The organism is Selenomonas sp., assembly GCF_057272215.1.
The window spans coordinates 70,326-95,618 of the sequence record NZ_DBHIUY010000003.1 but is presented as its reverse complement, the minus strand read 5'-3'; the positions used below and the strand labels follow the sequence as shown (position 1 = coordinate 95,618).

Genomic DNA, 25,293 nt, shown 5'->3' with positions numbered 1-25,293 from the left:
TCCTCATCATATCGCTTCCAGCTTCTTTTCAGTCTCCTCATAAGAACTTTGTTCAAAAACGCCTTGACAGAGAAAATCATTGATCGCGTCAATTTTTGCAACCGCCGTATCAATCTTCTGACTCGACCCTTTGACGTAGGCGCCAATATGAATGAGATCTTCAGCTTCCTTGTAGACTGCCATCAGCGCACGCAGTCCCTGCGCCGCCTTCAAATGAGCATCGTCGACGACTTCATTCATGACGCGCGACACGCTTGCGAGCACATCAATAGCCGGAAAGTGGTTCTGCGCAGCAATGGAGCGTGATAAAACTATATGACCATCCAAGATGCTTCGGACAGCATCCGCAATCGGCTCATTCATATCATCACCATCGACAAGCACGGTGTAAATGCCCGTGATCGATCCTTTGCGGCTTGTTCCCGCACGCTCTAAGAGCCTCGGCAAAAGCGCGAACACCGAAGGCGTATAGCCGCGCGTTGCCGGAGGCTCGCCAATCGTCAGACCGACCTCGCGCTGCGCCATAGCAAAACGCGTGACCGAATCCATCATGAGAACGACGCGCTTGCCCTGATCGCGGAAGTACTCGGCGATAGCTGTCGCGGTCATCGCTCCTTTGATGCGCACAAGCGCCGGCTTATCTGATGTCGCGACGACGACGACGGATCGTTTCAATCCTTCTTCACCGAGATCACGTTCAATGAATTCTTTGACTTCACGCCCGCGCTCGCCAACGAGCGCAATAACACTGATGTCAGCTTCCGTATTGCGCGCGATCATCGAGAGAAGTGTCGATTTGCCGACGCCCGAACCAGCCATGATGCCGATGCGCTGCCCATCGCCAAGCGTGATAAGACCATCAATGGCACGCACGCCAACGTAAAGGGAGTCTTGTATGCGCGGACGCTCCAAGGGCGAAGGCGGATCCGCCTGCAGAGGATATTCTCCTTTGCAAAGAAGCGGTCCCTTGCCGTCAATCGGCTCGCCAAGACCGTCGAGGACACGCCCCAAGAGTTCCGGTCCCACCTGAACCTGCAAGGTTTTCTGTGCGGAAACGACCTCGCACCCCGGTCCGATGCCCTGCATTTCGCCAATAGGCATCAAGAGCACTTTTCCGTCACGAAAGCCTACGACCTCAGCAGGAATTGGCTCAACCTGCGGAAAGCGCGACTTCACATAGCAAAGTTCCCCCAAGCTCACGTTTGGTCCCGCCGACTCGATGACAAGTCCGATGACCTGCACGATCTTGCCGCTCATCTTGATCGGCTCGCAGGCAGCGGCAGCATCCGCAAACTTACGCACATTGATGCGCAGACTGCCTTCCGCCGTCAAGACCGCATCGCCGCCGTCAGCAAAGATATCCTGTGCTGCATCCTCTTCTCTAGGCACAGCTCCCCATTCGGGATCTGCAAAAGCTTCCTGCAAGTCACTCATAGACACACATCCTGTATCGCTTTCCTTACAAGTTCCATCTGTGTCGAAAGCCGCGCATCGACGTTGCCGTTTGGCGTCTCAAGCACACAATCGCCGGGCTGCAAGCCTGCATCCGCCTTGACGAGAAGCACCGCTTGCCCTTCGAGCATGTGCTGAAATTCCGACTGTGCCATGAGGACAAGCTCATAGGCATCCGGCGCAACGTAGACGATGACTTCCGCCTGATCCCGCACCTTCATCAAAGCCTTGCGCACAAGAGGCAGGATGATCTGCGGGGCATCAATAAAGTGCTGCGGCAGAATCTGCTCAACGACGCTCATTGCAATGCTCGTGACATCGTTCTCCGCCATTTGCAGATAGACTTTACGCGCTTCAAGCGCCGCACTCATCAAAGCTCCCGCTTTGTCGTTCGCAGCCGCGAGCATGTCCGCACAATCCTCGGCAGCCTGTTCCATGCCGTCTTTGTGACCTTCCTTGAACCCTTCCGCCTTTCCCGCCTCACGCGCCTCTTCCTTGATTTCCTCTGCAAGCTGGCGAGCATCCATCTCGCTGCGCTCGCTTGCATACTCGGCATCCTTTACCATGACCATACATTTTTCGCGCGTTTCTTCAAGTAAGGTTTCCGCTTTTAGTTCCTTTTCTCTGACATACTCCAGACGTTCTGAAAGCGACTCCTCCGTCACACCCTCAAGTTCTTTTGGAAGCACCTTGGGCTTCGGCGGAGGCGGCGGCGGTTCAACGACGCAAGCTTTCTCCTGCCACAGCGCAGTTCTGATTATCCTAGACAATCATCTCGTCACCCTTTCCGCGTGCAACGACGATTTCGCCCTTGTCTTCCAAGCTGCGGATGACGTTGACGACCTTCTGCTGTGCCTCTTCGACATCGCGTATCTTGACGGGACCCATGAACTCAATTTCTTCACGCAGCATATCGGCGGCGCGTTTCGACATATTCTTGTAGAGCTTGTCGGCGACTTCTTTCGGCGTCGCTTTGAGCGCAAGAGAAAGATCCTTTGTATCGACCTCTCTGAGAACCATCTGCAAAGAGCGATCGTCGAGCATGACAATATCTTCGAAAACGAACATGAGCCGTTTGATCTCTTCCGTAAGTTCGGGATTGTCGACTTCGAGCGTTTCTGTGATCGTCTTTTCCGTTGTACGGTCGACGCGGTTCAAGATCTCGACGACAGCCTTCACGCCGCCCGCCGAAGTGAAGTCCTGCGTAACGAGAGAAGACAGCTTTCGTTCCAAAACTTTCTCCACCTCTCGTATGATATCGGGCGACGTACGATCCATCGTCGCGATGCGCTTCGTGACCTCCGCCTGCCTATCGGGCGGCAGCGACCCCATGAGAATCGCCGATTGATCAGGATCAAGGTACGCCATGATTAAAGCAATGGTCTGCGGATGCTCGTTCTGGATGAAGTTCATGAGCTGACTCGGATCGGTCTTATGCAGGAAATCGAAAGGACGTGCCTGCAAGCTCGCAGTCAAGCGTGTGAGAATCAGCTTCGCCCTCTCCGCGCCAAGCGCTTTTTCCAAAATATTCTGCGCGTACTCAAGACCGCCGGCAGACAAGTAGCTCTTCGCCATGAGCATTTGATAGAACTCGGTGATGACCGCTTTCTTCTGCTCCGGCGGCACCTTCCTCTGATTTGCAATCTGAAGCGTCACAGATTCGATCTCTTCCTCGTTCATGTGTTGGAAGAGCAGTGCCGAACTCTCTGCACCAAGTGCGATGAAGAGAACAGCCGCTTTTTGGCGCCCCGTGAGGGGCGCGTTCTTTTGTTCAGCTACCATCAGTCATCCCCCGCCAGCCACTGCTTGATAAGCATAGCTGCATCTTCCGGCGTATTTCGAATCATCTCTTCGATTGCCTGAATCTCGCTAAGCTGCCTCTGCTCTTCTTCCGTAAGCTCTTCTTCCGTGACTTCGCCCGCTTCGATCTGCGCGGCGCGCTCTTCGGCAAGACGCTGCCTTTCGAGCTCTTCCTGCCGACGCTGCTCTTCGATCGCTTCCTGTTCCAAGCGTTTCTTGCGGCGGTACATCAATATGCTGCCAACAATCAGCGCGATAACAAGCAGGAATGCTGCAAGCTGCAGATAAAATTCGCGGTCAAGACGATCGCGTTCCGCCTGTTCATCGGCAAGCTTCTTGTCGCGCGCTTCCGTGCTGAACGGCAAGGGTTCAACCGAAACTGTATCCCCGCGATCCGGGTTGATTCCGGCGGCGGACCGTACAGAGCGAAGAATGCTTTCCTGCTGTGCCTGTGTCACATCATCATTGACAAGGACAGCCACGGTCAAGCGGCGAATCGAGCCGGGAGACGCAACGATCTTGCGCTTTTCCTCGTTGACCTCGTAGTTCGTCGTATTCTCCTTGCGTTCGTACTCTGCCTGCGAATTATTGTTTTGCTCAACATAGCCCGGCACATTGGACTGTGTACCCGCCGGACCGCCCGGCTGCGTCGAAGTGCCTGCATAGCTCTCGCTCGTCGTCTGCTGGCTGCGCACGATACCCGACTCATCAACGACCGGCGTATAGATCTGCGAATCCGTCGTCTTCTGGTCAAAGTCAAGTTCCACGCTGATGCGCACGAACGATTTGCCCTCGCCAAGGGACGCATCCAAAAGGCTCTGAACATTCTTTTGCAAATTGTCCTGAACCTTCTTCGTCATCTCCATCTGGGTCAAGGTCTTTTGTCCAACGCCATCATCGTTATTTTCGTCCGGATCATTCAAAATTTTGCCAGACTCATCGACAATCGTGATGTTCTCCGGCGTCAGACCTTGCACGCTATGCGCGACAAGATTCACGATGCCCTTGATCTCCTTCTTGGAAAGCTGTGTATTCGCCCTCAGCTTCAGCATAATGGAAGCCGTCGCCGGCTTTTCATTCTTTTTATAAAGGCTGTCCTCCGGCAAGACAATATGTACGCGCGCCTTTTCGACCGAAGCAATCTGCTCAATCGTACGCGTGAGCTCTCCCTGCAGCGCCTGTAAGTAGTTGACCTTGTTCTGGAACTCCGTCACGCCGAGCTTGCTGTCATCAAAAAGCTCGAATCCTTTATTGCCGCGGGGCAGTCCTTCGGCAGCCAAATCAAGCCTTGTGCTGTCAACGCTCTTTGCCGGAACGAGAATCGTCGTCCCCTGTCCGCCCTCTTGTATCTCGTAATCGACCTTGTTCTCCTTCAGCTTCGCCGCGACTTCGCCAGCATCCTTCGCTTCCATATTCGTGAACAAGGGCACCATATCCGGTTTACCGCCATACATGATGCTGCCGGCAACAATGGCGATAAATACGAGAGCCGCCGCACCGATGACCATGTATCGCTGCCGCTTGCTGTAATTATTCCAGAGCTCCAGGTAGCGCTCTTTCCACTCTGCCATTTTCTCAATCCCTTCGCCTCAATGTGCTTTGCCGAAGCATTCCGCTCCGGACTGGTCGTTATCCTTCAAGGCTTAGACCTGCATACGCATGATCTCCTGATAGGCCTCGACCGCACGGTTTCGCACCTGCATCGTGAGCTGCGTGGCAATTCCAGCCTTCTCACCCGCGATGACGACCTCGGACACATCTGTAATGCGCCCTGCCGCGAGCTCCATATTGAGTCGTTCAGATTCCTTAATCAAGCCGTTGACCTCGCCGAGAGAATCCGTAAGAAATTCACTGAACGGCTTCTCTATCTTCTGTTCGGTCTCTCCCAGATGGCTCTCGCCGGTCATCCGCACCGGCGTCATTTGTAGCGCTTCCACCTGCATGTTCTTTCCACCTCAATCTGTAACAGCCGACACCATTTCTGATGCATCCACTTTACTTGCCGATGTTGAGCGCATTCTGCGCCATACCTTTTGCAGCGTTGATCGCAGTCACATTCGCTTCATAGGCGCGAGACGCCGTGATCATGTCCACCATTTCCTGCACGATGTTAACATTCGGACGTTCGACATAACCATCCGCATTCGCATCGGGATGCCCCGGATCATACACCAGAGGGCCCTGCGTTTTATCTTCCTCGATCTTCGTAGCACGCACGCCGTTGCCCGCCTGATTATCCAACTTTTGTCTAAGGGTAGAGGCAAAATCCTCTTTGCCTCGTTCACGCGGCTGAAAAACAACATAGCGCCTATGATACGGTCCGCCCTCAACCGAGCGCGTCGTATTTGCGTTCGCGATATTGTTCGAAATTACATCCATGCGCAGACGTTCCGCTGTAAGACCGGATGCAGAAGCGTCAATTCCTCCAAACATGCTCATTTTCCTGCTCCCCTGTTCCTTGTATCATACGGCTTCTTTCCTATTAGCCCCTTGTGATCACTGTCCTGTAAGGACGCTCCGTATCCGCGAGAACTGCCCTCCAACCTGTCTTGCCAAGGCGTTGAAGTAAAGGCTGTTCTTCGCCAAAGACGCCATTTCAACATCAATATCCACATTGTTTTTGTCATAGCGCATCGAAGATGACTCGTCGAGTTCGATCTTCGCCAAAGCCCTGCCTCGAAAAGCAATAGGCATGTGACGATCATGCGTGCGCACAACCTTCATTCTGCCCGTATCGTCGAGATCAAGCTCCTTTGCAAGAAGTTCTTCGAAAACAACATTGCTTTTCTTAAAATACGGCGTGTTGACATTGGCAATATTGTGGCTGATAACCTCATGTCGGAGGTTGGCGGCTCCCATGCCGCGCTGCATGACATCAAGCGCCTTGTTTCCCACGATCTGCTCCAGCATTGTGGTTTCCACATCCTTTCTCCTTAACCTCTCTACCTTTCGACAGAAACAGGAAAATTCCTTTCCCGCAGTTCTTCTTTTTCAATCTTTTTCTAAAGATGATTCTCAAAGGCAGAACATACCTTATGCAAGGCATCGGTTCATGCCCAATTTTATATAAAAACATTAGCAAAATTATCCATTCAATCTTCGCACTTTCTATTCTACCATAAAAAAGGAAATGATTCACTCCATTTCTCACGTTTTTTTAACGACTGTGCAATAGTCCTATATAAGTCCGCTAAAAGGGCGAGGGGCATGCGCTGACATGCCCCTGTTTTCCCATATTCATATCAGTTTTCTACCCGCTGCAATTCTTCAAGCAAATAAGGGTTGAGCACCTTGATATGCGTCCCCTTCATGCCAAGGGATTTCGACTGGATGAGTCCCGCCGACTCAAATTTGCGCAGCGCATTGACGATGACGGAGCGCGTGATTTTCGCTCGATCCGCAATTTTCGACGCGACAAGCAGACCTTCCGCGCCTTCAAGTTCATTGAAGATGCTTTTCGCCGCTTTAACCTCCGAAAACGACAGCGTCGCAAGAGCGATCTGCACGGTCGCCTTCTTTCGCGCTTCGACCTCGATCTGCTGCGTACGATCGCGCAGCATTTCCATGCCGACGACGGTCGCACCGTATTCGGCGAGAATCAAATCCGCTTCCGTGAAATCCTTGTCATACTTCGCGATAATCAGTGTACCGATGCGGTCGCCTACGCCATATATAGGAACGATCGTCGTATTCTTGCCTTCAAATCGACAGTCCGTATCCTCTGTGAAAGCACAGATCCCGGTCTTCGATTTCAGGTTCGGCGACGTTTCGTCCATCTTCAAGAGCCAGCTCACATAACGCTTGGGAAATTCCCCCTGCTGTACCACATTGGCAAGCATTAAATCACACTCGAAATCATCAATAAAGGCATGACCAAAAATCTGCCCCGCCTTGTTCACGATATAGACATTCGCATCAATCACTGCGCTTAAAACGCGCGAGATGCTGTCATACTCGACGCTTTCCGAGCGCTGCAGCAGACGATTGATCTTCCTCGTTTTTTCCAATAATGTCGCCATGCAAATTCCATTCCTTTCTCCACGGCAATACGACTTCCAAATGCAGGCTATCGCCTAACTTATATTTTAACACATTTTTCTAAATAATCAAAGATGCTGGAAAGAAAGGATGAATTTTTATGAAGTTTTCTGTGAATCTTTTGCGCCCCTGCTCTCATGCCAAGCCGACGAGCGCCTCGCGAAAGACTTCGCCCAAGGAATCATGAATCACAAGCGCCGCCTCTTTGTCTGCCTGCGTCGCTGTCTTGTTGATGAGCACGAGATGCTTGCCGCGGAAATAGTGTAAAAGCCCCGCCGCCGGATAGACGACAAGCGATGTGCCGCCGATGATGAGCATATCGGCATCCGCGATCTCGCGCACGGCGGCATCGAGCACTTCCATGTCGAGACTTTCCTCGTAAAGCACGACATCGGGCTTCACCCGCCCGCCGCACGCCCTGCAATGCGGCGCGCCTTCGCTCGCAAGGATAAACTTTTCATCGTAAAGCGCACGGCAATCCATGCAGTAGCTGCGTCTGACCGAGCCGTGCAGTTCCAAAACGCGCGAAGATCCTGCTTTTTGATGCAGTCCGTCAATGTTCTGCGTGATGACCGCCCGGAGCTTTCCCATGCGCTCCAAGGCGACGAGAGCCTTGTGACAGTCGTTGGGCTTTGCATCCATATAGATAAGTCTCTTACGGTAAAAATCAAAAAATTCTTCCGGACAGCGCTCAAAAAACGTATGTGAAACAAGCTGCTCGGGAGACACATGCTGCGAGAGCTTTTCGCTGTAAAGCCCCGTAGCACTGCGAAAATCGGGAATGCCCGATTCCGTCGAAACGCCGGCGCCGCCAAAGAAAACGATGCGTTCACTCTCCTTCAGCAAAGTACGAAATGCTGTGATTTTCTCACTTTTCATGGCTTACGCCCCTTTCATCCGGAAAACAGCGGGATCATGCTCCGCCGCATACGTCTTCCCTTTCCGCTTTCTTCTTCCGCACATTCCCAAAATCAGACATCCTCGGCGATTTCACGGTAAATGTTCTCAAGATCTCGCATATAGCCTTTCGCATCCATCAGAGGCGACGCTTCCATGCGTGCGCGAAGCTCCCGATGCAAACGGCGCAGAATATCGGGCGATCCCGCCAGCTCTACGGCCTTCCTCACATATTCCATCTCGCCGCGCGCTACGAGCTGCGAAAGCCCCGCATTTTCTAAAATGCTCGTGGAAAAGCGTGAACCGTGTGTACCGCCGGCTTTTGTGATGACAGGAACCCCCATGTAAAGCGCTTCACACGTCGTCACGCCGCCCGTATAGGGCGCAGTATCAAGTGCGACGTCAATATCCCGATACTGTTCCAGATAGTCGGGACTATACGGGCGAAGCTCGACTTGCTCAAGCGGTATGCCGAACCGCCGCAAACGCTCATGCACAATCCTCTGTCCCGCCGGTATGCTGCAGATCTTGCTCTTAATGACGAGCCGCGCTTTCTTCATGCGCTCAAGTACGCCGCGCCAGAGCGCGAGCATATCGTCTGACACTTTGGCAAAGTTGTTGAAACTGCCAAACGTAATATAGCCGTTTTTCACGAACGGCGCATCCCCGCCGGGCTTTGGCATATCGCGCAGCACAGGCGCATAGCAAAGATGGCTGTGCGGCATCCGCAGCACGTTTTCCGAGAAGCCGCGCGCTCCCATATCCCAAGGCGAACAATAGACGTCAGAAAGAAAATAATCGACCGCCCGAAGCCCCGTCGTCGCCGTATAGCCGATCGCTGTCATCTGCACCGGCGCAGGCCGATATGTGAGCACAGGCAGACCGCTCGTCTGCGTATGCCCGGCAAGATCCACGAGGATATCGACGCCATCCTTGGCGATTCGCTGCGCCGCATCCTTCACGGAAAGGCGCGAGATATCTTTCCACTGCACGTTTTTTTGCCGAAAGAGCGTCGTCACACGGTCACGCTTGCCCAGCGCATAGCAAGTGACCTCAAAAGAATCGGCGTCAAAATCCCGCACGAGCGGCATGATGAAGTACGCTGCCGCATGAAGCCGAAAATCAGGCGAGATGTAGCCGATACGCAGCTTGCGGCTGAACGTGCGCACACGCTTTTTTCCCGTAGGCGGCGCCGTCGGTTGGACAGTGAGAGGCGCCGCCTTCCCGCTGAAAAGAGGTGCGGCGTCGCGTGCCTCACGCCTTTCTTTCACACGCTGCGTCCGCGCAAGCTCCGCCTTGAACGCCGCATATTCTTCTTCCTCCGCCATGCGCCTTTGATTCGCGCGCTCCTCCCACGCCCAAAGGCGCATCGCCGTCTCGTCTTTCGGCTGAGGCAACGCCTTTTGTGCGATGCGAGAAAGCGGCTCGCACGCCTTCTTCGCCTGCTGCGCCACAAGAGCCGCACCGCGTCTTTCGCGCTCGGCTTTTGCTGCTGCCGCCGCCATCGCTTCACCCACAGAGATGGATGCGCTCGGCTGCGCCTTGCCTGCATCGCCCAAACGTTCACGATACGCATGATAGAGCTTCCTGCCTGCAAAAAACTGCTCATAACCGCGATGAAGCCGCAGCGATTCCCCCGGCGTCCTCGTACGGTAATTCGAGCAAAAAAGAGCCTTGCTGTAGCAAGCCGCCGCCTCATCGCCCGTGAGCATTTCGCTCGCCGCAAACAGCGTGTTCATGGAAAGCTCCGGCTCCGCTGCAAGCAGCCACGCATCAGCGAGCCACGAGAGCGCCTTGAGACGCACATAGCGCAGAGATTCCGTCCAAAGCGATTCGGCAGTCTCTTCTGTCGCCTGCACGATACCAAGAAGTTCTTTGATCTCTTCCTCTAAGGCAAAATCCACGGCAAAAAAACCGGCATACACAAGCCTCGCACGCAGGTTCCCCGGCTCACATTTTTCTGCGTGCGCCAAGTATCCTTGCGCTTTTTCACGCTCATTCATATAAAAAGAAGCCTCCGCCATAACGGCATAGGCGTCCGCGTCGTCCGGCACGTGCTGCAGCACTTCTTTCGCCGAAGCGCGCATTCCACGAAAGTCGCCTTGGTTTGCGAATCGATTGGCGATCCCGATCCAATTCTCTTTATCGTCCATAAAGCACACGCTCCAACAAATGTAATCTACACTTCCGGGTGAAGTTCCTTCCCGTACTCCTTGAGAAAAATCTTTTGATACTCTTTGTAACTTTTGGCGAGCGACTTTTCCACGGGACAATGAATGCACCAAAAGCCCGCCTCTTGATTCGGCACGACCGTCTTGAATCCGAGGCGGGAAAACTCGCGGCACTGCGACGTATCGTAGAAATGCCACCCCGTGAAGAGATCTTCACGCCAAGGCACATCATACTGCGTCGCAAGCAAAAGTCCGTCCGCCGCCTCAACCTCGACCCAACTGCCATCCGGCTCTTTGAGGTGCGTATCGACGATGCTCTCTGCCTCGCACGCATGGAGTACGCGCCCATAACAGCGAAGCCCGTCCCACCACACACCGCTTCTCGGCAGTGAACGGCAGCCGATGACGCCAAGGACGCCGATGCTCTCGTCTGCAAAAATATCGAGCATCGCCTGCGGAAAATCCCTGTAGACGAGCAAAGTATCTTGATGCAGGTAAACCTTGTAACGCGCCGCACTCCTCGCCATGCCTTCATTGTACCCCGCCGTCATGGACGACGCGCCGCGCACGGCAATATAGTCCGCACGAAAGCCTTCGGGCAGGCGCAGATGGCGCAGATAGAGCAGACATTCGGCGTACCACGCTTCATCGTTGACACAAGTGATGAACGCGATCGCTTTTTCATCGCTCATCTTCCGCTTCCCCTTCCTGCCCCATCGTCTTTGCCGCAAATGCTCGGACGAGCGCCTGCACTTCACACTCGGAAAACTTCCGCCGCGCCGTCTCAGCGATCTCCACCGCCAACGACGGCTCCGCCGTTCGCAGCAGTACATCGACAAGCCTTGCCTGATGCACGATGGTCTGCGCGGCAAAATCCAGCAAATACTCGGGGAAAATTCCTTCCGCGCGATACATCTGCCAAAGAGCCGCCGCATTTTTCTCCGATTCAATGCCATACTCCAAGCGGCGCAAGAATGTCACAAGACGGCGGCGCACAGCGGGCGTAAAGCATTCCTTCAGCGGCGCTACTTCATCCGATGTGCGCCGCGCCGAGCAAAGCCAAAACTTCACTTCCAAGTCGCGTTCTTGATTCTCAAAACCTGCTGATTCAAGCCGCGCAAGCACATTTGCAGGCGCTTCGCACAGCACGGGCAGAAAAGAAACTTCCTTATAAAAGGAAGCCGCAAGCAGCGTTTCCATCTCCAAACGTGCAAAGATACGGCGCACAATCGCATAAAAATGGCCTTCGCGCAAATCCTCAAGGACACTCCAATGGCGCACGTTCAAAAAGCTCGTCAAAAGGCGGCCCGTCGGCTGCAAAAACAGCCCGAATCCTGCGGCAATATCCTGCGGATTGCCCGCCGTCTCCAAACAGCGATCAGCAATAATGAAGTCAAAGGTTTCTCGCGCAAAAGGAAGCGGCGTCTCTCGGTAGTCGAGAAAAGACCACGCTACATCCAATCCCTGCAGGTCGGGCGCTTCGGTGCGCTCCGGCTCCGCCGTCACAGCAAAAAGCAGCGCTTCGGGCAGCATCTCGCGCAGTTTCGGCAAATAGGCAAGGCTTTCCACGACAAGCACGCGAAGCGGCGAACGCGTCGGACGCAAAAACCGCAGCAGTCCGCCGTCATACGCCAATAGCTCATCCCGCTCTTCATCCGTCGCCATCAGTGCATCTTACGCGCCATCTCGCGCGCATTTCCCTTGAGTTCACGCGGCGTATGTCCCTTGAGCCGCCACAGGCGCGTCGTCGCGTGCAGCTCGATGACGCGCGTCGTCAGCTCCTCTTCATCCGTCTCTTCGGAAAGCTTGCCCAGCGTTTCTAGGAACGCCGCGACATCCTTCATACTGCCGCCGTTTTGGAACAACATGAGGATCTTGCCGACGGTCTCCGCCGCCTGCAGAACCTCCATCGAGAACTTCGCCATGAAGAACTGCGCCAGCTGCTTGTACGCGATCGTCGCCTCGATATAGCCTTCTTCCCCCGCATCATACACTTTGCCGTAGGGAATCTCGGCAAAGGGCAGATTTTCTTTTTCCTTCTGCTCCCTCTCAAGCCACGGCGCACTCAAAAGCGTATGATAGCACATGCCGCGCTCCGTGCCGACGACTTCCTTGCACCAACACGAGCCGTTGAGCATCACGCCCATAAACGCGGCAAAATCCAGGCGCTGTCCCTCCTCCAAATAGCCGTTGACCAGGGTAAAGAGCCTATCGTAATCAAGAAAGCCATAGTAAAAGAGCAGCCCTGTCGCCAAGCGCATGATCTCTGTATTGAGCCGTGCGGCATCCTCATAAGCGGCAGAATCCAGACGCTTGAAGACCTCCGCGATCTCCTCAGGCATATACCAGTAGAGCTTTCCCGCATCCGCGCCGACCGCCATGACGCCGAGACCGCAAAGATAGTCGATGCGCTTGTCATCCTCGCGGAAGTCGTCAGCAAGCCCTTCCTTTTCAAAAATATGCCGAAATGCCTGATACTGCTCCTCAAACACTGACGGCAGCCAGCGCTCGGCGAACTGCACGGCAGACGGCAGAAGCAGATCAATGAGTTCCGGTAAGGTCAAATCATCCGTTCCCTCAAGGCAGAGGTTGTACGCCATATCATCAAGCTCTTCGCGGGAAAGGCATCCCAGAGCTGCTTTGAGCGTTCGATGTTCGGGCAAAGCGCGGCGATAAAACCGCGCCTTGCGCTCCGCTTCCCCTGCCAATATCCCATCAAACTCTGCCTTATTTTCCATGACGTCCTTCCTTTCTGTCCCTGTAGCAAGCACGGATAAATGCAGCCGCCCGTCTTCAAGGATCCGCGCTTCCTTTATTTTTAGCATGAAGCCCCAAGAGGTCAAGCCGAAGGGCGCAGACCGATTGGCTAAGTTTCTCTAAGGGCGGCGCACTATGTCCACAAAGTGGACGTTTGTGCGTGCAGTTTTCTCAGAGAGCTTCTAGTCGAAATACTCAGCGATGCCTGCGGCAATACCCTGCGCCGCCTTTTCCACACCATCGTCCGAATTCATCATTTGTTCCTCGCGCGGGTTCGAAAGAAACGCCGTCTCCAGAAGCGTCGCCGGCATATTCGTATGGCGGCAGACATAAAATGTGCAGGGCTTCGTGCCGCGATCCAGCGTGCCGATCCGACGCAGCACATTTCGCTTGACTGCATCGGCAAGCCGCTTGCTGTCTGCCGAGCCGCTCTCATAGTAATAGCCCGTCGTGCCGTGCGCCTCAGGACCTGAGAACGCATCGAGATGTATGCTGAGGAAGATGTCCGCATTATTTTGGTTCGCTATATCGCAGCGCGCCTGCAGCTCCTCGACATCCGTAGCGTTCACTTTCTTAGGGGAAACCTCTGTATCTGCCGTGCGCGTCAGGATGACCTCCGCCCCCTGCTCTTCCAACAACACCTTGAGCCTTCTCGATATACGAAGCGCGATGCTCTTCTCCGTCACACCCGTCGGTCCGATGGCGCCCGTATCGCTGCCGCCGTGACCGGGGTCAATGACGATGCGCTTGCCGCTGACGCCGGGCAGAGCGCTGCCCTCGCTTTTCGAGCGAGGCGGCAAAACGGCGTTTTCCGCATCCGAAGAAGATGTATCCGCAGAGTCTGTGGAGCTGTCCTCTTCATCTGTCGAGCGCGTCCCATGACCGAAGTCGATGTTCGAGCCGCCCGAAGAAGCGCTGCCGGAAGAAGCCGCGCCGCCCGACAGATTGCCGAAATCCATGACCACGCGGTATGGCACAGCGCCGCCCTCCAAAGAAAACACATCGTAATTGCTGCGGTTCTTATATATCTCCGTTTCCACAACGACGCGCACCGTGCTCTTGTCAAACTGCCCCAAGCGCACCTTCGTCGCAAAGCGGCTCTTGATCTCCTGACTCTTCGTCACCGACGGTGAAAGACGCGCACCCAAAAGATCGACGACGACGCGTCCCGGCGCAGTCAACGTCATCGAGCGGTAATCGACTTCACCATCTGCATCGACGACAATGCGCACCTTATCCTTATCTGCGTGGACGCGCACATTCTTGATCTCGGCAAGAGGCGCCGCTTTTGCCGTGTGAAAAGCAAAAAAAGCAGGAAAAATCACACCCAGCAGCAGAGCAAAAAAGACCAGACGACGAAACAACACGTTCATGCGAACCCCTCCCGTAACCTCAAAGCATGTTGCGCAAAAACGCCTGCGTACGCTCTTCCTGCGGGTGTTGGAAAAGCGCGTCGGGCTTTCCCTGCTCCACAATCGTACCGTCCGCCATGAACACCACCTGCTGCGACACCTCACGGGCAAACGCCATCTCATGCGTGACGACGACCATCGTCATGTGCTCCGTCGCCAGTTCACGCATCGTTTTCAAGACCTCGCCCGTAAGCTCGGGATCAAGCGCCGACGTCGGCTCATCAAAAAGCATGATCGCAGGCCGCATCGCCAAGGCGCGTGCGATGGCGACGCGCTGCTGCTGCCCGCCCGAAAGCCGCGTTGGATACGCGTCGCGCTTATCGTAAAGCCCGACTTTTCTAAGAAGCTCCTCCGCCGTCGGCACGATCGCCTCGCGCCTCATGCCCTTGACCTGCATCGGCGCTTCCAAAAGATTTTCAAGCACCGTCATGTGTGGAAAAAGGTTGAATTGCTGAAACACCATACCCATTTTCAAGAGAAGCATACGACTCTTCTCGCTTGAAGCATACTCCGTATGCCCCGCCTCATTTTCTAAAGCAAGAAAGTCTCCATCGACCTCGATCGACCCTTTATCGATCTCTTCGAGACGGTTGATACAGCGAAGCAACGTCGATTTTCCTGAACCCGACGGCCCGATGATCGAAAGCGTCTCGCCCCGCCTCGCCTCAATGTCGATGCCGCGCAAGACCTCGTTCGTACCAAAGCTCTTATGGATGCCGTGCATACGGATCGCCGGCTCATTCCTCGTACTTGCCATAGTACGCCTCCAATTTTTTGAATCCCCATGTCAAAACGAACGTCATCGCGAGATAAAAGACCGCCGCCACAAAGAACGGCGTCATATCGAACTCACGCTGTACGATCGTACGCGCCACGCGCAAAAGATCGTTCATCGCCAAGATATAAATGAGAGATGTATCCTTGACGAGATTGATCGTCTCGTTGCTCACAGGCGGCAGCACATGGCGAATCATCTGCGGCACGATGATGCGCCGCATCGTCTGCGTATACGTCATGCCGAGCGACTTCGCCGCCTCGTACTGTCCGCGCCCGATCGACTGAATACCCGCGCGGAAAATCTCCGCAAAATACGCCGCATAGTTGAGCGTGAAGGCGAGAAGTGCCGCCGCGATGTCGGGCAGACGTATGCCGATCATCGGCAAGGCGAAGTAGACGAAGAGAAGCTGAAGCATCAGCGGCGTGCCGCGCATGATCCAGATATAAAACTCCATCAAGTGACGCAGCGGTCCGAGGTTCGATATGCGGCAAAGCGCGACGGCAAGACCGAGGGGAAGCGACAAAAGAAGCGTCACACAAAAGATTTCCAAAGTGATTTGTGCACCTTCGAGCATCAAGAGCGCTGTCCCCAAAATATTTTCCATAGATTCCTCTCCTCATTTCCCGGAGCATCGCATCCATGTACCGCTCCGACGATTGCCCTTCTATCTTATCACAAATTTTCCCTTTCGCCCATATTTTTAAGAGAAAATAGATATGCAGCATAGGAAAACAGACAAACCGTTGTCCGTCCGCATGAAGAACGACCCGCACACATACGCCAAAATATACCATACTCTGAGAGGCAGATGGGATGATTGTCGTAACCGATACACGAAAAGAAGCCGCCCCGCAGGACGGCTTCTTTTTTCGGAAGTGCAGCTGCATCTTCCAACACTATCACATATAATCGAGCGGCGTCTTCTTCTTCGCCTGCTTGAGCGTGCCGAGTTTTGCAGAAATCCATTCCACGATGACGTAGAACACAGGGATCAAAAACACGCCGAGAATCGTCGCAAAGAGCATACCGCCGACGACGGCGACGCCCATGCCGTTTCTCGCAGAAGCGCCCGCGCCTGTTGCAACGGCAAGCGGCAGGCAGCCGATGATGAACGCGAAGCTCGTCATGAGGATCGGGCGAAGGCGCAACCCCGCTGCCTCGATCGCCGCCTTGACCGGCTCCATGCCCCGATCGACGCGCACCTTCGCAAACTCGACGATGAGGATCGCGTTCTTCGCCGCCAGACCGATGATCATGATGATGCCGATCTGCATGTAGATGCTGTCCTGCAGCCCTGCATTCATGTGGTGGAACAGGATCATGCCGCCCATGCCGAGCACATACTCGGAAAGAAGCGCGCCCAAGATACCTGTCGGCACCGTCAAAAGCACGGCAAACGGCACGCTCCAGCTCTCGTAGAGAGCCGCGAGGCAAAGGAATACGAATACAAAGCACAAGGCGAGCACACGAAGCGTCGAACTTCCCGCCGTCTTTTCCTCGCGGCTCTGACCCGACCACTCGACGTTGAATCCTGCAGGAGCCACTTCAGATACGACCTCTTCCGCCGCACGCATCGCGTCGCCCGAGCTGTAGCCCGAGGCGGCGTTGCCTTGGATCTGCACGGCACGCGCCGAGTTGAAGCGCGAGATGATCGGTGCGCCCGTGCCGCGCTTCGGCTTCAAGAGCGTGTCAAGCGGCACCATCGTGCCCGCGCTCGACCTGACGAAGATGAAGCGCGTCGCCTCAACCTCCGAGCGATACGGCATATCCGCCTGCATCATGACCTTGTAAGTGCGGCCGAACTGGTTGAAGTCATTGACCTGATAGCCGCCGAAGTTGACCTGCAGTGCTGTGAACACGTCGCTCATCTGCACGCCGAGCTGCTTGACCTTCTCGCGGTCGATCTCGAAGTCGTAAATCGGCGAGTTGACGCTGTACGTCGTCCGCACACCCTGCAGCTCGGGACGCTGGTTCATCGCCTGCACGAGCTGCTTTGTGATCGTATCAAGCTCTTCATCCGTATGCCCCGACATATCCTGCAGCTGCATCGTCCAGCCGCCGACCATGCCGAGTCCCGGCAGCGCCGGCATGTTGAACGCGATCACCTGTGCCTCAGGCGCGACCTTCGCACCGATGCCGAAGGTCTTGCCGATGAGCATGTTGATATTTGTCTCGATCGTCGTGCGCTCACTCCACGGATCCAGTCCGACGAAAATCGTGCCCGCGCTCGACTTCGCGCCGAAGGACAGGATATCGAAACCGTTGATGGCCATGACCATATCGACGCCGGGCAGTTCCTTGAGAGAAGCCTGCACTTTGTCCATGCTCTCCTGCGTGACGTTGGTCGACGTGCCGGGCGGCAGACTTACGGAAACGATGTAAAAGCCTTGATCCTCATCGGGCACGAAGGTCGACGGCATGTTCTTGTAGACGATCGCCGTAAGAGCGCAGACGAGCACCATGAAGAGAATGGCGAAACGCGACTTGCGAATCATCTTGGCGACAATGCCCAAGTAGCCGCTCTTCGTCTTGTCAAACCATCTATTGAAACCGGCAAAGAAGCGGTCGAGAATGCCCTTCTTGTCCGCCTTATCCTTCGCGTGCGGCTTCAAGATCAAAGCGCAAAGAGCCGGCGTCAAGGACAGGGCGACAAATGCCGAAATCGCCATAGAGATGGCGATGGTCAAAGCAAACTGCTTGTAGAGCACGCCCATCATGCCGCCGAGGAAAGCAACAGGCACGAACACAGCGGCGAGCACGAAAGCGATCGCCACGACAGGTCCCTGCACCTCGTCCATCGCACGCTCCGTCGCATCGACAACACTCAAACCCTCGCTCATGTGATGCTCGACATTTTCGATGACGACGATGGCGTCGTCGACGACGAGACCGATGGCGAGAACCATCGCGAAGAGCGTCAATGTGTTGATGCTGAAATCAAGCGCGATGAAGGCGATGAACGTGCCGATCAAAGATACGGGCACAGCGAGAAGAGGAATCAGCGTCGCACGCCAGCTCTGCAAAAAGAGGAAGATGACGAGCACGACGAGGAGAAGCGCCTCGACGAAGGTGTGCACGACCTCCGTGATAGACTCACGAATGTAGTTCGTACTATCGACGATCGTATCGCAGCGCATCTCGGGCGGGAAGTTCGGCCTTGCTTCGTCGATGACCTGTTTGACGGCAGCGACCGTCTGCATGGCATTGGCGTCGCTCGTGAGCTGGACGCCCATAGCAAGCGCCGGATGTCCGTTCGCCTTGGCGATGATGCTGTTCGTTTTCGCGCCCGTCTCCACACGCGCGACATCCTTGAGGCGCACGAAGCTGCCGTCACCCGAAGCGCGCACGATGATATTGCCGAACTGCTCGGGCGTCACGAGACGGCCGTTGATCTTGCCCGTCGCCTGCTTTTCCTGCATCTCGGGCACGGGCATCGCACCGATCGTACCCGCCGGCGCCTGCATGTTCTGCTCCTTGATCGCAGCTGCGACATCAGAGACCGTCAAGCCGAGCTCGGCGAGCTTATCCGGATTGAGCCAGACGCGCATCGAATAATCCGAGCCGAAGATCTGGACGTCGCCGACGCCATGCACGCGCTTGATCTTATCAAGAAGATAGATCGTCGCATAATTCTTGAGGAACGTGCTGTCGTAGAGGTCGCTATCCGAATACATGGAGACCATCATCGCCATGTCGTTCGACGCCTTCTTCGTCGTAACGCCGACCGTCTTGACGTCGTCGGGCAGGCTCGCCGTCGCCACGGCGACATTGTTCTGCACCTTGACCGAATCCATGTCGCCGTCCGATCCGGTCTCGAACGTGACCGTCAGACTGTAGCGCCCCGTATCGTCCGAGTTGGAGCTCATGTAGTCCATGCCCTGCGTGCCGTTGACCTGATCTTCAATGATCTGCGCGACCGTCTGATTGACGACGCTCGCGCTCGCACCCGTGTACATCGTACCGACGGTGACCGTCGGCGGCGAGATCTGCGGGTACTGCGCGATCGGCAGCTGAAGCCCCGCGATGACGCCGCAGATGACGATCAAAAGCGCGATGACGATGGCAAAAATCGGCCGATGGATAAAAAACTTTGCCAAGCTTATGCCCTCCTATGCCTATTTGCCCAACGTGCTCACACTGGAGTCAAATGCCTTCATATCGTTTTCGAGCGAGAAGCCCATGTCGGCTGCCGTGACCTCTGTCGGAGAAAGCTCGACGCCCTCCTGCAGGTTCGTCAGACCTTCGACGACGACGAGATCATTCGCCGAGACGCCGTCCTTGATGATGTAGAAGCTGCCCACCTTGTCGCCGAGCGTCACGGTGCGTGCCTTCGACTTGCCGTCCTCCATGACCATCACGAAGGACTTGTCGAGAAGCTGCTGCACGGCGCGCTCGGGCACGAGAATGGCGTTCGGTACCATCTGTCCCGAGATCTTCACGCGTGCGAACATGCCGGGAAGCAAAAGACCGCCGGGGTTGTCGAAGAGCGCCTTGATCTTCAAAGTGCCCGTATTGTCCTTCAAGGCGCGATCCGTCTCGACGATGCGTCCGTCGATCGGATATGCCGTGCCGTCTGCGAGCGTCAGCGATACCCGTGTCGAAGGAGCGCCCGCGCCGCGCATGGCGGCGCCCATGAACTTCAAGTAATCCGTCTCACTGATGCTGAACGCCGCGTAGACGGGATCGTTCGTGCCGACCGTCACGAGCGTCGTATTGCCCGCCGTGACGAACGTGCCGACAGCAACATCGTCGACGGCGAGCTGTCCCGTCATCGGCGCGTAAATCGTCGTGTCGGCAAGATCCTGCTGTGCGCGGCGAAGAAGCGCTGCATTCGCCTCAGCCGCCGACTCATAGGCGCTGACGTTCGCACGCTGCGTCGCCACCGTCTGCTCCGGAATCGCCGCCGCCTCGTAGAGCGCCTCATAGCGCGAGAGATCGACGCGCGCGTTGCTCAGCGTCGCCTCCGTCTGCGCGAGCGCCGCCTGCGCCTGCCAGACAGCGGACTCGTACTGACGCGAGTCGATACGATAGAGCGGCTGCCCCGCTGTGACGAAGTCGCCGCCCTTCACATACTTCTCGACGACGGCGCCTGAGACTTTCGACTGCACCTTGACCTCGTCCTTGCCCGCAATCTGCCCCGCATACTCGCTCGTGATCGGCGTATCCTGCTGCATTGCCTTCATGACTTTGACCTGCGCCGGACCCTTCTGCATCCCCTGCTGTCCTCCGCAGCCGCTCAAAAGCAGCGCGAAAGAGAGAACGGCTGCCGCAAAAAGCATAGAAAAGCCGCCTGTTTTTTTCTGTAGGAAAACCAAGATTCCTCTGCCCCTTTCTTTCCCCTCGCCTGCTTTTCGAGACTGCGGGACGCTTGATTGCCTTATCTTCTAATGAGGCGATACCGCCCCTATAATTTCCAATAGTATATGAACGAAATCGAAAAGTCAAGAAAAAGAAACGGCAGGCAAACAGGAAAATCCCTGCCGCCCGCCATCTTCATCACTCACTTTTCCTCTACTTTTCGTTCTTCCATCATTTTCTGCAGACGCATCATATCCTCCATCGTCGGCATACCCTTGATGCCTGCTTCCTTGGCGAACTCTTTGAGCACCTGCAGCGACGGCATACCGCCTTTCGCCATCTTCTGCATACGCTGCATCATCTCGATCGACGGCACGCCGTTCATACCGACGCCGTGCATTTTCTCCTTTTCGTTCCCGTGCTTCTTATCCTGCGCCGCGATGCGCTCAACGCTCATCGCATTCTCCCCCGTCAACAGGTACTGAATGCACTCAACCGTCGTCTGCGCGATGTTGACCTCCCAGAATTTGCCTGCGATGGTCAACGCATACTGTACGCCGTTAAAAGCGACGAGTCCGCGCTTTTCCCAAAGTTCATAGAGCCAGCGAAGTCCCGTAAGACGCTCATCCATCGCCTCAAGGCGTGAAAGATCCATAAGCCCGTATTCCAGCATATTGACTGCACAGTTGGAAAACGGCTGGATCTTCGACTGCTTCACAAGCCCCATGATCGGCTTCTGATTGCTCGCCACAAGCATCGCGTACGGCTGCAGCACACGATGCAGCATGACGGCATAACCTCCGAGGAAGCCGCCCGCGCTGCTGCCAAAGGGGAACATCGGCACGCCTCGTTTCGCGAGCGCATTGTAGAGACTGCGCTCACGGCTGTTGCGCGCCCAATGGCACATACTGAGCTGATGCCAGCCGCGCTTCTTCATATAATCGTACGCGAAGGCGAACATCTTCGCCTGCTCCTTCGTCGTCGCCGCAGGAGCAAGTTTCCCCTCAGAAATGCGCTTATTAAGATCGCTGCCCTCGTATACATTGAGCTGATAGAAGTCGGCGCCGTCGATGCCTGAGGCGATGAGATCATCAAGATCCTGCTGCCAGACCTCCATCGACTGACCGGGAAGCCCATAGATGAGATCAATCACGACTGAGCATTGCTCGTATGACTTCAAGAGCTTGAGCCGTTCGAGGACTTCTTCTCTCGTTTCGAGTCTGCCCTGTGACTGGCGCACCTTCGTATCGAAGGACTGCACGCCGAGCGAGATGCGGTTGACGCCGTTCGCGAGCCACGCCTCAATCTTCTCGGGCACAAGATCGTGGATACGACCTTCGAGCGTCAGCTCGTAATCGTTCGCTAAGGGAAGCACGCGGCGCAGCGTACTGAGGACGCGCACGGCGTTCTCTGCCGAAAGAGATGTCGGCGTGCCGCCGCCGATGAATACGGCGTGTATGAGACCGCCCTTGAGACGCGGTGCGTCGGCAGCCGCTTCGATCTCCTCGATCAGCGCCTCGACGTAGTCATCCTCCGCCGACTGCTGCGCAGCATTTTGGAAGAAGCCGCAGTACAAACACTTCGTCTTGCAGAACGGAATGTGAATGTACGCCGTCTGCACCTCGCCTTTTTTCGCGGGCGTGTTCATGATGCTGCGCCACGTCTCCTGTGCCTCGGCAGGCGGCACAACCTCACCGCGCACCCCCGCATGGACGACGCGCTTTCTCGGAAAACTTTCCGTCAACGGATCATCCGTCTCCCGACCAAATTGCAGTTCGCGCTGCTCCTCGGTATCGGCGGCAAACATCTCTTCTAACTTATAAGCCATCACGCTTCACCTCACGAAATCTTCGCCATCGTCTCCTCGGCAAACTTCTTCGCCGCCGCCAAGTCTGCCTCATCCGGATGCGTCGCTGCCTGCGCATGGAGTGCATCACGCTCCGGCGACTGCCCGTGGACATGCCCCTTCGGATATTTCTTATACATCATCTCGATGACCTTGGGATCGACAGCGCCTTGGCAGATGAACCTGCCGACAGGCGTCTTGCCTTCGGGCAAAAGCTCGGCAGCCTTGTCAAGACTCTCCTCCGCATGAGCCGATTTCGGATTCGCACCGAGCGTCGCGAAGATCGCCACATGCTTGTTCGTCAGCTTCGGCAACAATTCCGCCGTCGCCGCATCCGCCGTGCCGCGATCAACCCAGAAGCCCACGAATACGCAGTCATAGTCGGCGAGATCAGCAGGCACTTCCTTGATGGAAACCGCCTGCGTTCCTGCGGGCAGACCGCTGGCAATCGCTTCGCCGACCTTCTTCGTGTTTCCCGTAAGAGACGAATACACAACAATAGTACGCATAAAAAACTCTCCTTTTCTGAATAAAATTCATGAATATAGTATTATCTATATTCATATTATAACACATCATCCCTCAATGGGAAGAGGCCGGGAGAAAAAAATATTCTAATCTTTCCTCTCGCCGTCCCCTGCGGGTTGTACTGCTTTCGTTTGCCTGCGCTCAGTTCAAGTAGAAGTTCACCGGTGTCGATACCGTGACGGTCTGCCCCGTGGGATTCGGGAAGCTGCCGACTGCACGCGCTGCATCAAGCGCCGCATCATCGAGGATGTCGCTGCCCGACGAACTGCCGAGCGAGACGCTGACGATGCTGCCGCTCGTATCAATCGTGCAGATGACGGACACCGATCCCTCCAAACGGCGCTTGATCGCCATGTAGGGATACTGCTTATTCGCGTCGATCGCCGCGCGGAAGCCTGCCGCATCGAAGGGCGAAGTGCCCGTTCCCGAAACGTTGCCGTCGCCCGAGCCTTGACCTGCACCCGAGCCTTCACCGTAGCCATGTCCGTCCCCTGTGCCCGAGCCGGATCCTGTGCCGCTGCCCGAGCCTGTGCCGCTGCCCGTACCCGTACCGCTGCCTGCACCTTCTCCTGCGCCTGCGGTGGCTGCCGCCGGCGCGGAGCTGCTCGAAGACGCGGATGATGTGCTCGGTGCAGCATCCGGAACCGGCACCGCCTCCGGCGTCTTTACAGCCGTCGGCTCCGGCAGGATCGGTTGTGTCTGGGTCTGCGTCTGCTGCACGGTCTCCACACGCTTTGCCACTTCTTCCGGCTTCAGCGGCTCAGGAAACGCAGCTGCGCCGCCGCCCCCGCCTTCATGTCCGCTGCCTTGGCTGAAATTCGAAGTCGCAAGGTCAACAACGTATGTCTGCTGTTCCTTCTCCGCGACGATCTCCGCCAGACCGATGGCAAAAATCACAGCGACTACGACGTGAAGCAGGGCGGAAGCAAGGTACGCTTTTTTCCATGAAAGGTTCTGCTCCATATATTCTTCCTTCCCTCATTCACTTCTGCTCGGCAGCGATCGACAAGCGCGTCACTCCCGACGTCTTGAGCATGTCCATGACGGCGACGACCTGACCGTGCGCCGTACGCTTGTCCGCCTGCAGGACGACTGCGGCGTTGGCATTCTCCTGCATGTGCTGCTTCATAATCGTCGCAGACTCGGTGATGCTCACGGGCTTATTGTCGATCGTGATGTGGCCTTCCTCGTCGAGCGTCATGATGATCGGCAGCTGTGCGGGAGCGGACGCGCTCTGCGCCTGCGGCAGCTGCACGGCAAGCGCTTTTTGCGCAACCGTCTGCAAGCTGTTCATCATGAAGAATACGAGCAGGAAGAAGATGATGTCGATCATCGGGATGATCATGAATACCGGCTTTTTTCCTGTGCGATGTTTGCTGAAGTTCATGCCTGATCCCAACTTTCCTTTTTCGCCCCGAGGACTGTCGAGCAAAGACGTTCCGTATCCGTGACAAGCGTATCGAGCTGATGATCAAAGTATGTGTAGAAGCAGAAGGCGATGATCGCCACGCAGAGACCACTCGCCGTCGCGACGAGAGCCTCGCCGACGCCGCCCGTGATCGCCGCCGCACCGCCGCCGTTATCCAGCACGCTGAACGTCTGGATCATGCCCGTGACCGTACCGAGAAGACCGAGGAGCGGCGCGATCGTGACGATGGCACTGAGGTAGTCGAGATAGCGATGGAAGCTGATCGATTCCATCGACATACGATCTTCAAAAGCGCTCTTCATCGCCGCTTCCGACTTGTCATGCGCCATGCCCTGCCCAATGACGCGGCTCAAAGCCGAAGGGAACTCCTCGCAGAGCTGACGCACGACATCCCAGTCCTTCGCCGTCGCTGCATGATAAACGCCGTGAAAAAACGCCTTTGAACCCTTGCGATTATTGCGGAAATAATAGAATCTCTCGACTGCGATCGCCAACGTGATCAGCGAGAGGATGAGCAGCGGATACATAACGAAACCGCCGCTGTTAAAAAGGTGAATAAAGTTTTCCATTTGTCAACCACTCCTTAAACATTGAGAATATCTCCACCGTCCTTAGGGACGGCGCCTGACAGCGCAAAAATCCCGTGTCTCCGCCATACCCGGCGAAAGGCATAAGCGCGGAAAAGATCTACCAATCCCACACAAACAAACACTCGTTACTTCATCTATATTCCATTGCCTCCTCTTCCCAAAGATGAAGCGTATACATCATTGAACACGCTTCATAATCATAAATAACGTTAATGATACGCTCTGTATTTTAGCAATAAGGATAAGGATTGTCAATATCTTTTTATACTTTTTTTGAGAATAATTTTTCCTATTTTA

At 55.5% G+C, this 25,293-nt stretch carries 23 protein-coding genes; all 23 read right to left on the bottom strand.

Features of this window, described 5'->3' with window-relative positions; translation table 11 throughout:
* Positions 1-6: 6 nt before the first annotated feature.
* On the bottom strand, positions 7-1,434 hold the full coding sequence (gene fliI, locus ACO5Z0_RS03645; RefSeq protein WP_485649253.1) for a flagellar protein export ATPase FliI: 1,428 nt from the start codon (positions 1,432-1,434) through the stop codon (positions 7-9).
* A complete protein-coding gene (locus tag ACO5Z0_RS03640) occupies positions 1,431-2,222 on the bottom strand; it encodes a FliH/SctL family protein (RefSeq protein ID WP_442672851.1) in 792 nt (263 codons plus the stop codon). The genes fliI and ACO5Z0_RS03640 overlap by 4 nt, the downstream gene beginning before the upstream one ends.
* Positions 2,215-3,234, bottom strand: coding sequence for a flagellar motor switch protein FliG (fliG, locus tag ACO5Z0_RS03635; RefSeq protein WP_485649252.1), 1,020 nt, complete (start codon positions 3,232-3,234; stop codon positions 2,215-2,217). The genes ACO5Z0_RS03640 and fliG overlap by 8 nt, the downstream gene beginning before the upstream one ends.
* Complete coding sequence (gene fliF, locus ACO5Z0_RS03630) at positions 3,234-4,823, bottom strand: flagellar basal-body MS-ring/collar protein FliF (RefSeq protein WP_442675890.1); 1,590 nt, start codon at positions 4,821-4,823, stop codon at positions 3,234-3,236. Before fliF ends, fliG begins: the two co-directional genes overlap by 1 nt.
* Positions 4,824-4,895: 72 nt before the next feature.
* A complete protein-coding gene (fliE, locus tag ACO5Z0_RS03625) occupies positions 4,896-5,195 on the bottom strand; it encodes a flagellar hook-basal body complex protein FliE (protein ID WP_442672854.1) in 300 nt (99 codons plus the stop codon).
* Between the two features lie 52 nt (positions 5,196-5,247).
* The gene (gene flgC, locus ACO5Z0_RS03620) at positions 5,248-5,691 is read right to left on the bottom strand and encodes a flagellar basal body rod protein FlgC (protein ID WP_442672855.1); all 444 of its coding nucleotides are present in this window, start codon (positions 5,689-5,691) and stop codon (positions 5,248-5,250) included.
* 57 nt (positions 5,692-5,748) lie between these two features.
* Positions 5,749-6,162: a flagellar basal body rod protein FlgB gene (gene flgB / locus ACO5Z0_RS03615; protein WP_485649339.1), complete on the bottom strand. Its 414-nt coding sequence runs from the start codon at positions 6,160-6,162 to the stop codon at positions 5,749-5,751.
* Positions 6,163-6,494: 332 nt separating this feature from the next.
* Positions 6,495-7,271 carry a GTP-sensing pleiotropic transcriptional regulator CodY gene (gene codY / locus ACO5Z0_RS03610; RefSeq protein ID WP_485649251.1) on the bottom strand — a complete coding sequence of 259 codons (777 nt, stop codon included), beginning with the start codon at positions 7,269-7,271 and terminating at the stop codon, positions 6,495-6,497.
* Between the two features lie 154 nt (positions 7,272-7,425).
* A complete protein-coding gene (locus ACO5Z0_RS03605; RefSeq protein WP_485649249.1) occupies positions 7,426-8,169 on the bottom strand; it encodes an NAD-dependent protein deacylase in 744 nt (247 codons plus the stop codon).
* 92 nt (positions 8,170-8,261) lie between these two features.
* Positions 8,262-10,340, bottom strand: coding sequence for an O-linked N-acetylglucosamine transferase, SPINDLY family protein (locus tag ACO5Z0_RS03600; RefSeq protein ID WP_485649248.1), 2,079 nt, complete (start codon positions 10,338-10,340; stop codon positions 8,262-8,264).
* Positions 10,341-10,366: 26 nt separating this feature from the next.
* Positions 10,367-11,050, bottom strand: a complete 684-nt coding sequence (locus ACO5Z0_RS03595; protein WP_485649247.1) for a glycosyltransferase family protein — start codon at positions 11,048-11,050, stop codon at positions 10,367-10,369.
* Positions 11,040-12,023, bottom strand: coding sequence for a hypothetical protein (locus ACO5Z0_RS03590; protein WP_485649246.1), 984 nt, complete (start codon positions 12,021-12,023; stop codon positions 11,040-11,042). The genes ACO5Z0_RS03595 and ACO5Z0_RS03590 overlap by 11 nt, the downstream gene beginning before the upstream one ends.
* Positions 12,023-13,096 carry a hypothetical protein gene (locus ACO5Z0_RS03585; protein WP_485649245.1) on the bottom strand — a complete coding sequence of 358 codons (1,074 nt, stop codon included), beginning with the start codon at positions 13,094-13,096 and terminating at the stop codon, positions 12,023-12,025. The genes ACO5Z0_RS03590 and ACO5Z0_RS03585 overlap by 1 nt, the downstream gene beginning before the upstream one ends.
* Positions 13,097-13,297: 201 nt before the next feature.
* Entirely contained in the window at positions 13,298-14,488 is a 1,191-nt protein-coding gene (locus ACO5Z0_RS03580; protein WP_485649244.1) for an N-acetylmuramoyl-L-alanine amidase, read from the bottom strand.
* A gap of 19 nt (positions 14,489-14,507) precedes the next feature.
* On the bottom strand, positions 14,508-15,284 hold the full coding sequence (locus ACO5Z0_RS03575) for an amino acid ABC transporter ATP-binding protein (protein ID WP_485649243.1): 777 nt from the start codon (positions 15,282-15,284) through the stop codon (positions 14,508-14,510).
* Positions 15,265-15,909: an amino acid ABC transporter permease gene (locus ACO5Z0_RS03570; RefSeq protein ID WP_485649242.1), complete on the bottom strand. Its 645-nt coding sequence runs from the start codon at positions 15,907-15,909 to the stop codon at positions 15,265-15,267. The genes ACO5Z0_RS03575 and ACO5Z0_RS03570 overlap by 20 nt, the downstream gene beginning before the upstream one ends.
* A 295-nt stretch (positions 15,910-16,204) precedes the next feature.
* Positions 16,205-19,402, bottom strand: a complete 3,198-nt coding sequence (locus ACO5Z0_RS03565) for an efflux RND transporter permease subunit (protein ID WP_485649241.1) — start codon at positions 19,400-19,402, stop codon at positions 16,205-16,207.
* Between the two features lie 18 nt (positions 19,403-19,420).
* The gene (locus ACO5Z0_RS03560; RefSeq protein ID WP_485649240.1) at positions 19,421-20,584 is read right to left on the bottom strand and encodes an efflux RND transporter periplasmic adaptor subunit; all 1,164 of its coding nucleotides are present in this window, start codon (positions 20,582-20,584) and stop codon (positions 19,421-19,423) included.
* A 221-nt stretch (positions 20,585-20,805) separates the two neighbouring features.
* The gene (hutW, locus tag ACO5Z0_RS03555) at positions 20,806-22,431 is read right to left on the bottom strand and encodes a heme anaerobic degradation radical SAM methyltransferase ChuW/HutW (protein WP_485649239.1); all 1,626 of its coding nucleotides are present in this window, start codon (positions 22,429-22,431) and stop codon (positions 20,806-20,808) included.
* An 11-nt stretch (positions 22,432-22,442) separates the two neighbouring features.
* On the bottom strand, positions 22,443-22,958 hold the full coding sequence (locus ACO5Z0_RS03550) for a flavodoxin family protein (protein WP_442673352.1): 516 nt from the start codon (positions 22,956-22,958) through the stop codon (positions 22,443-22,445).
* Between the two features lie 160 nt (positions 22,959-23,118).
* Positions 23,119-23,940: a TonB family protein gene (locus ACO5Z0_RS03545; protein ID WP_485649238.1), complete on the bottom strand. Its 822-nt coding sequence runs from the start codon at positions 23,938-23,940 to the stop codon at positions 23,119-23,121.
* A gap of 19 nt (positions 23,941-23,959) precedes the next feature.
* Positions 23,960-24,364, bottom strand: a complete 405-nt coding sequence (locus tag ACO5Z0_RS03540) for an ExbD/TolR family protein (protein WP_442673354.1) — start codon at positions 24,362-24,364, stop codon at positions 23,960-23,962.
* Entirely contained in the window at positions 24,361-24,975 is a 615-nt protein-coding gene (locus ACO5Z0_RS03535; protein ID WP_485649237.1) for a MotA/TolQ/ExbB proton channel family protein, read from the bottom strand. The genes ACO5Z0_RS03540 and ACO5Z0_RS03535 overlap by 4 nt, the downstream gene beginning before the upstream one ends.
* Positions 24,976-25,293: the final 318 nt, after the last annotated feature.

Excerpts from the sequence above, each read along its gene's own strand:
- ACO5Z0_RS03550 (WP_442673352.1), bottom strand. The coding sequence starts at position 22,958 with ATGCGTACTATTGTTGTGTATTCGTCTCTTACGGGAAACACGAAGAAG.
- codY (WP_485649251.1), bottom strand. The coding sequence starts at position 7,271 with ATGGCGACATTATTGGAAAAAACGAGGAAGATCAATCGTCTGCTGCAG.
- ACO5Z0_RS03585 (WP_485649245.1), bottom strand. The coding sequence starts at position 13,096 with ATGGAAAATAAGGCAGAGTTTGATGGGATATTGGCAGGGGAAGCGGAG.
- flgC (WP_442672855.1), bottom strand. The coding sequence starts at position 5,691 with ATGAGCATGTTTGGAGGAATTGACGCTTCTGCATCCGGTCTTACAGCG.
- ACO5Z0_RS03595 (WP_485649247.1), bottom strand. The coding sequence starts at position 11,050 with ATGAGCGATGAAAAAGCGATCGCGTTCATCACTTGTGTCAACGATGAA.
- ACO5Z0_RS03560 (WP_485649240.1), bottom strand. The coding sequence starts at position 20,584 with ATGCTTTTTGCGGCAGCCGTTCTCTCTTTCGCGCTGCTTTTGAGCGGC.
- fliI (WP_485649253.1), bottom strand. The coding sequence starts at position 1,434 with ATGAGTGACTTGCAGGAAGCTTTTGCAGATCCCGAATGGGGAGCTGTG.
- ACO5Z0_RS03605 (WP_485649249.1), bottom strand. The coding sequence starts at position 8,169 with ATGAAAAGTGAGAAAATCACAGCATTTCGTACTTTGCTGAAGGAGAGT.
- ACO5Z0_RS03590 (WP_485649246.1), bottom strand. The coding sequence starts at position 12,023 with ATGGCGACGGATGAAGAGCGGGATGAGCTATTGGCGTATGACGGCGGA.
- fliG (WP_485649252.1), bottom strand. The coding sequence starts at position 3,234 with ATGGTAGCTGAACAAAAGAACGCGCCCCTCACGGGGCGCCAAAAAGCG.
- ACO5Z0_RS03540 (WP_442673354.1), bottom strand. The coding sequence starts at position 24,364 with ATGAACTTCAGCAAACATCGCACAGGAAAAAAGCCGGTATTCATGATC.
- ACO5Z0_RS03545 (WP_485649238.1), bottom strand. The coding sequence starts at position 23,940 with ATGGAGCAGAACCTTTCATGGAAAAAAGCGTACCTTGCTTCCGCCCTG.
- ACO5Z0_RS03570 (WP_485649242.1), bottom strand. The coding sequence starts at position 15,909 with ATGGAAAATATTTTGGGGACAGCGCTCTTGATGCTCGAAGGTGCACAA.
- ACO5Z0_RS03580 (WP_485649244.1), bottom strand. The coding sequence starts at position 14,488 with ATGAACGTGTTGTTTCGTCGTCTGGTCTTTTTTGCTCTGCTGCTGGGT.
- fliE (WP_442672854.1), bottom strand. The coding sequence starts at position 5,195 with ATGCAGGTGGAAGCGCTACAAATGACGCCGGTGCGGATGACCGGCGAG.
- fliF (WP_442675890.1), bottom strand. The coding sequence starts at position 4,823 with ATGGCAGAGTGGAAAGAGCGCTACCTGGAGCTCTGGAATAATTACAGC.
- ACO5Z0_RS03600 (WP_485649248.1), bottom strand. The coding sequence starts at position 10,340 with ATGGACGATAAAGAGAATTGGATCGGGATCGCCAATCGATTCGCAAAC.
- hutW (WP_485649239.1), bottom strand. The coding sequence starts at position 22,431 with ATGGCTTATAAGTTAGAAGAGATGTTTGCCGCCGATACCGAGGAGCAG.
- flgB (WP_485649339.1), bottom strand. The coding sequence starts at position 6,162 with ATGCTGGAGCAGATCGTGGGAAACAAGGCGCTTGATGTCATGCAGCGC.
- ACO5Z0_RS03535 (WP_485649237.1), bottom strand. The coding sequence starts at position 24,975 with ATGGAAAACTTTATTCACCTTTTTAACAGCGGCGGTTTCGTTATGTAT.
- ACO5Z0_RS03575 (WP_485649243.1), bottom strand. The coding sequence starts at position 15,284 with ATGGCAAGTACGAGGAATGAGCCGGCGATCCGTATGCACGGCATCCAT.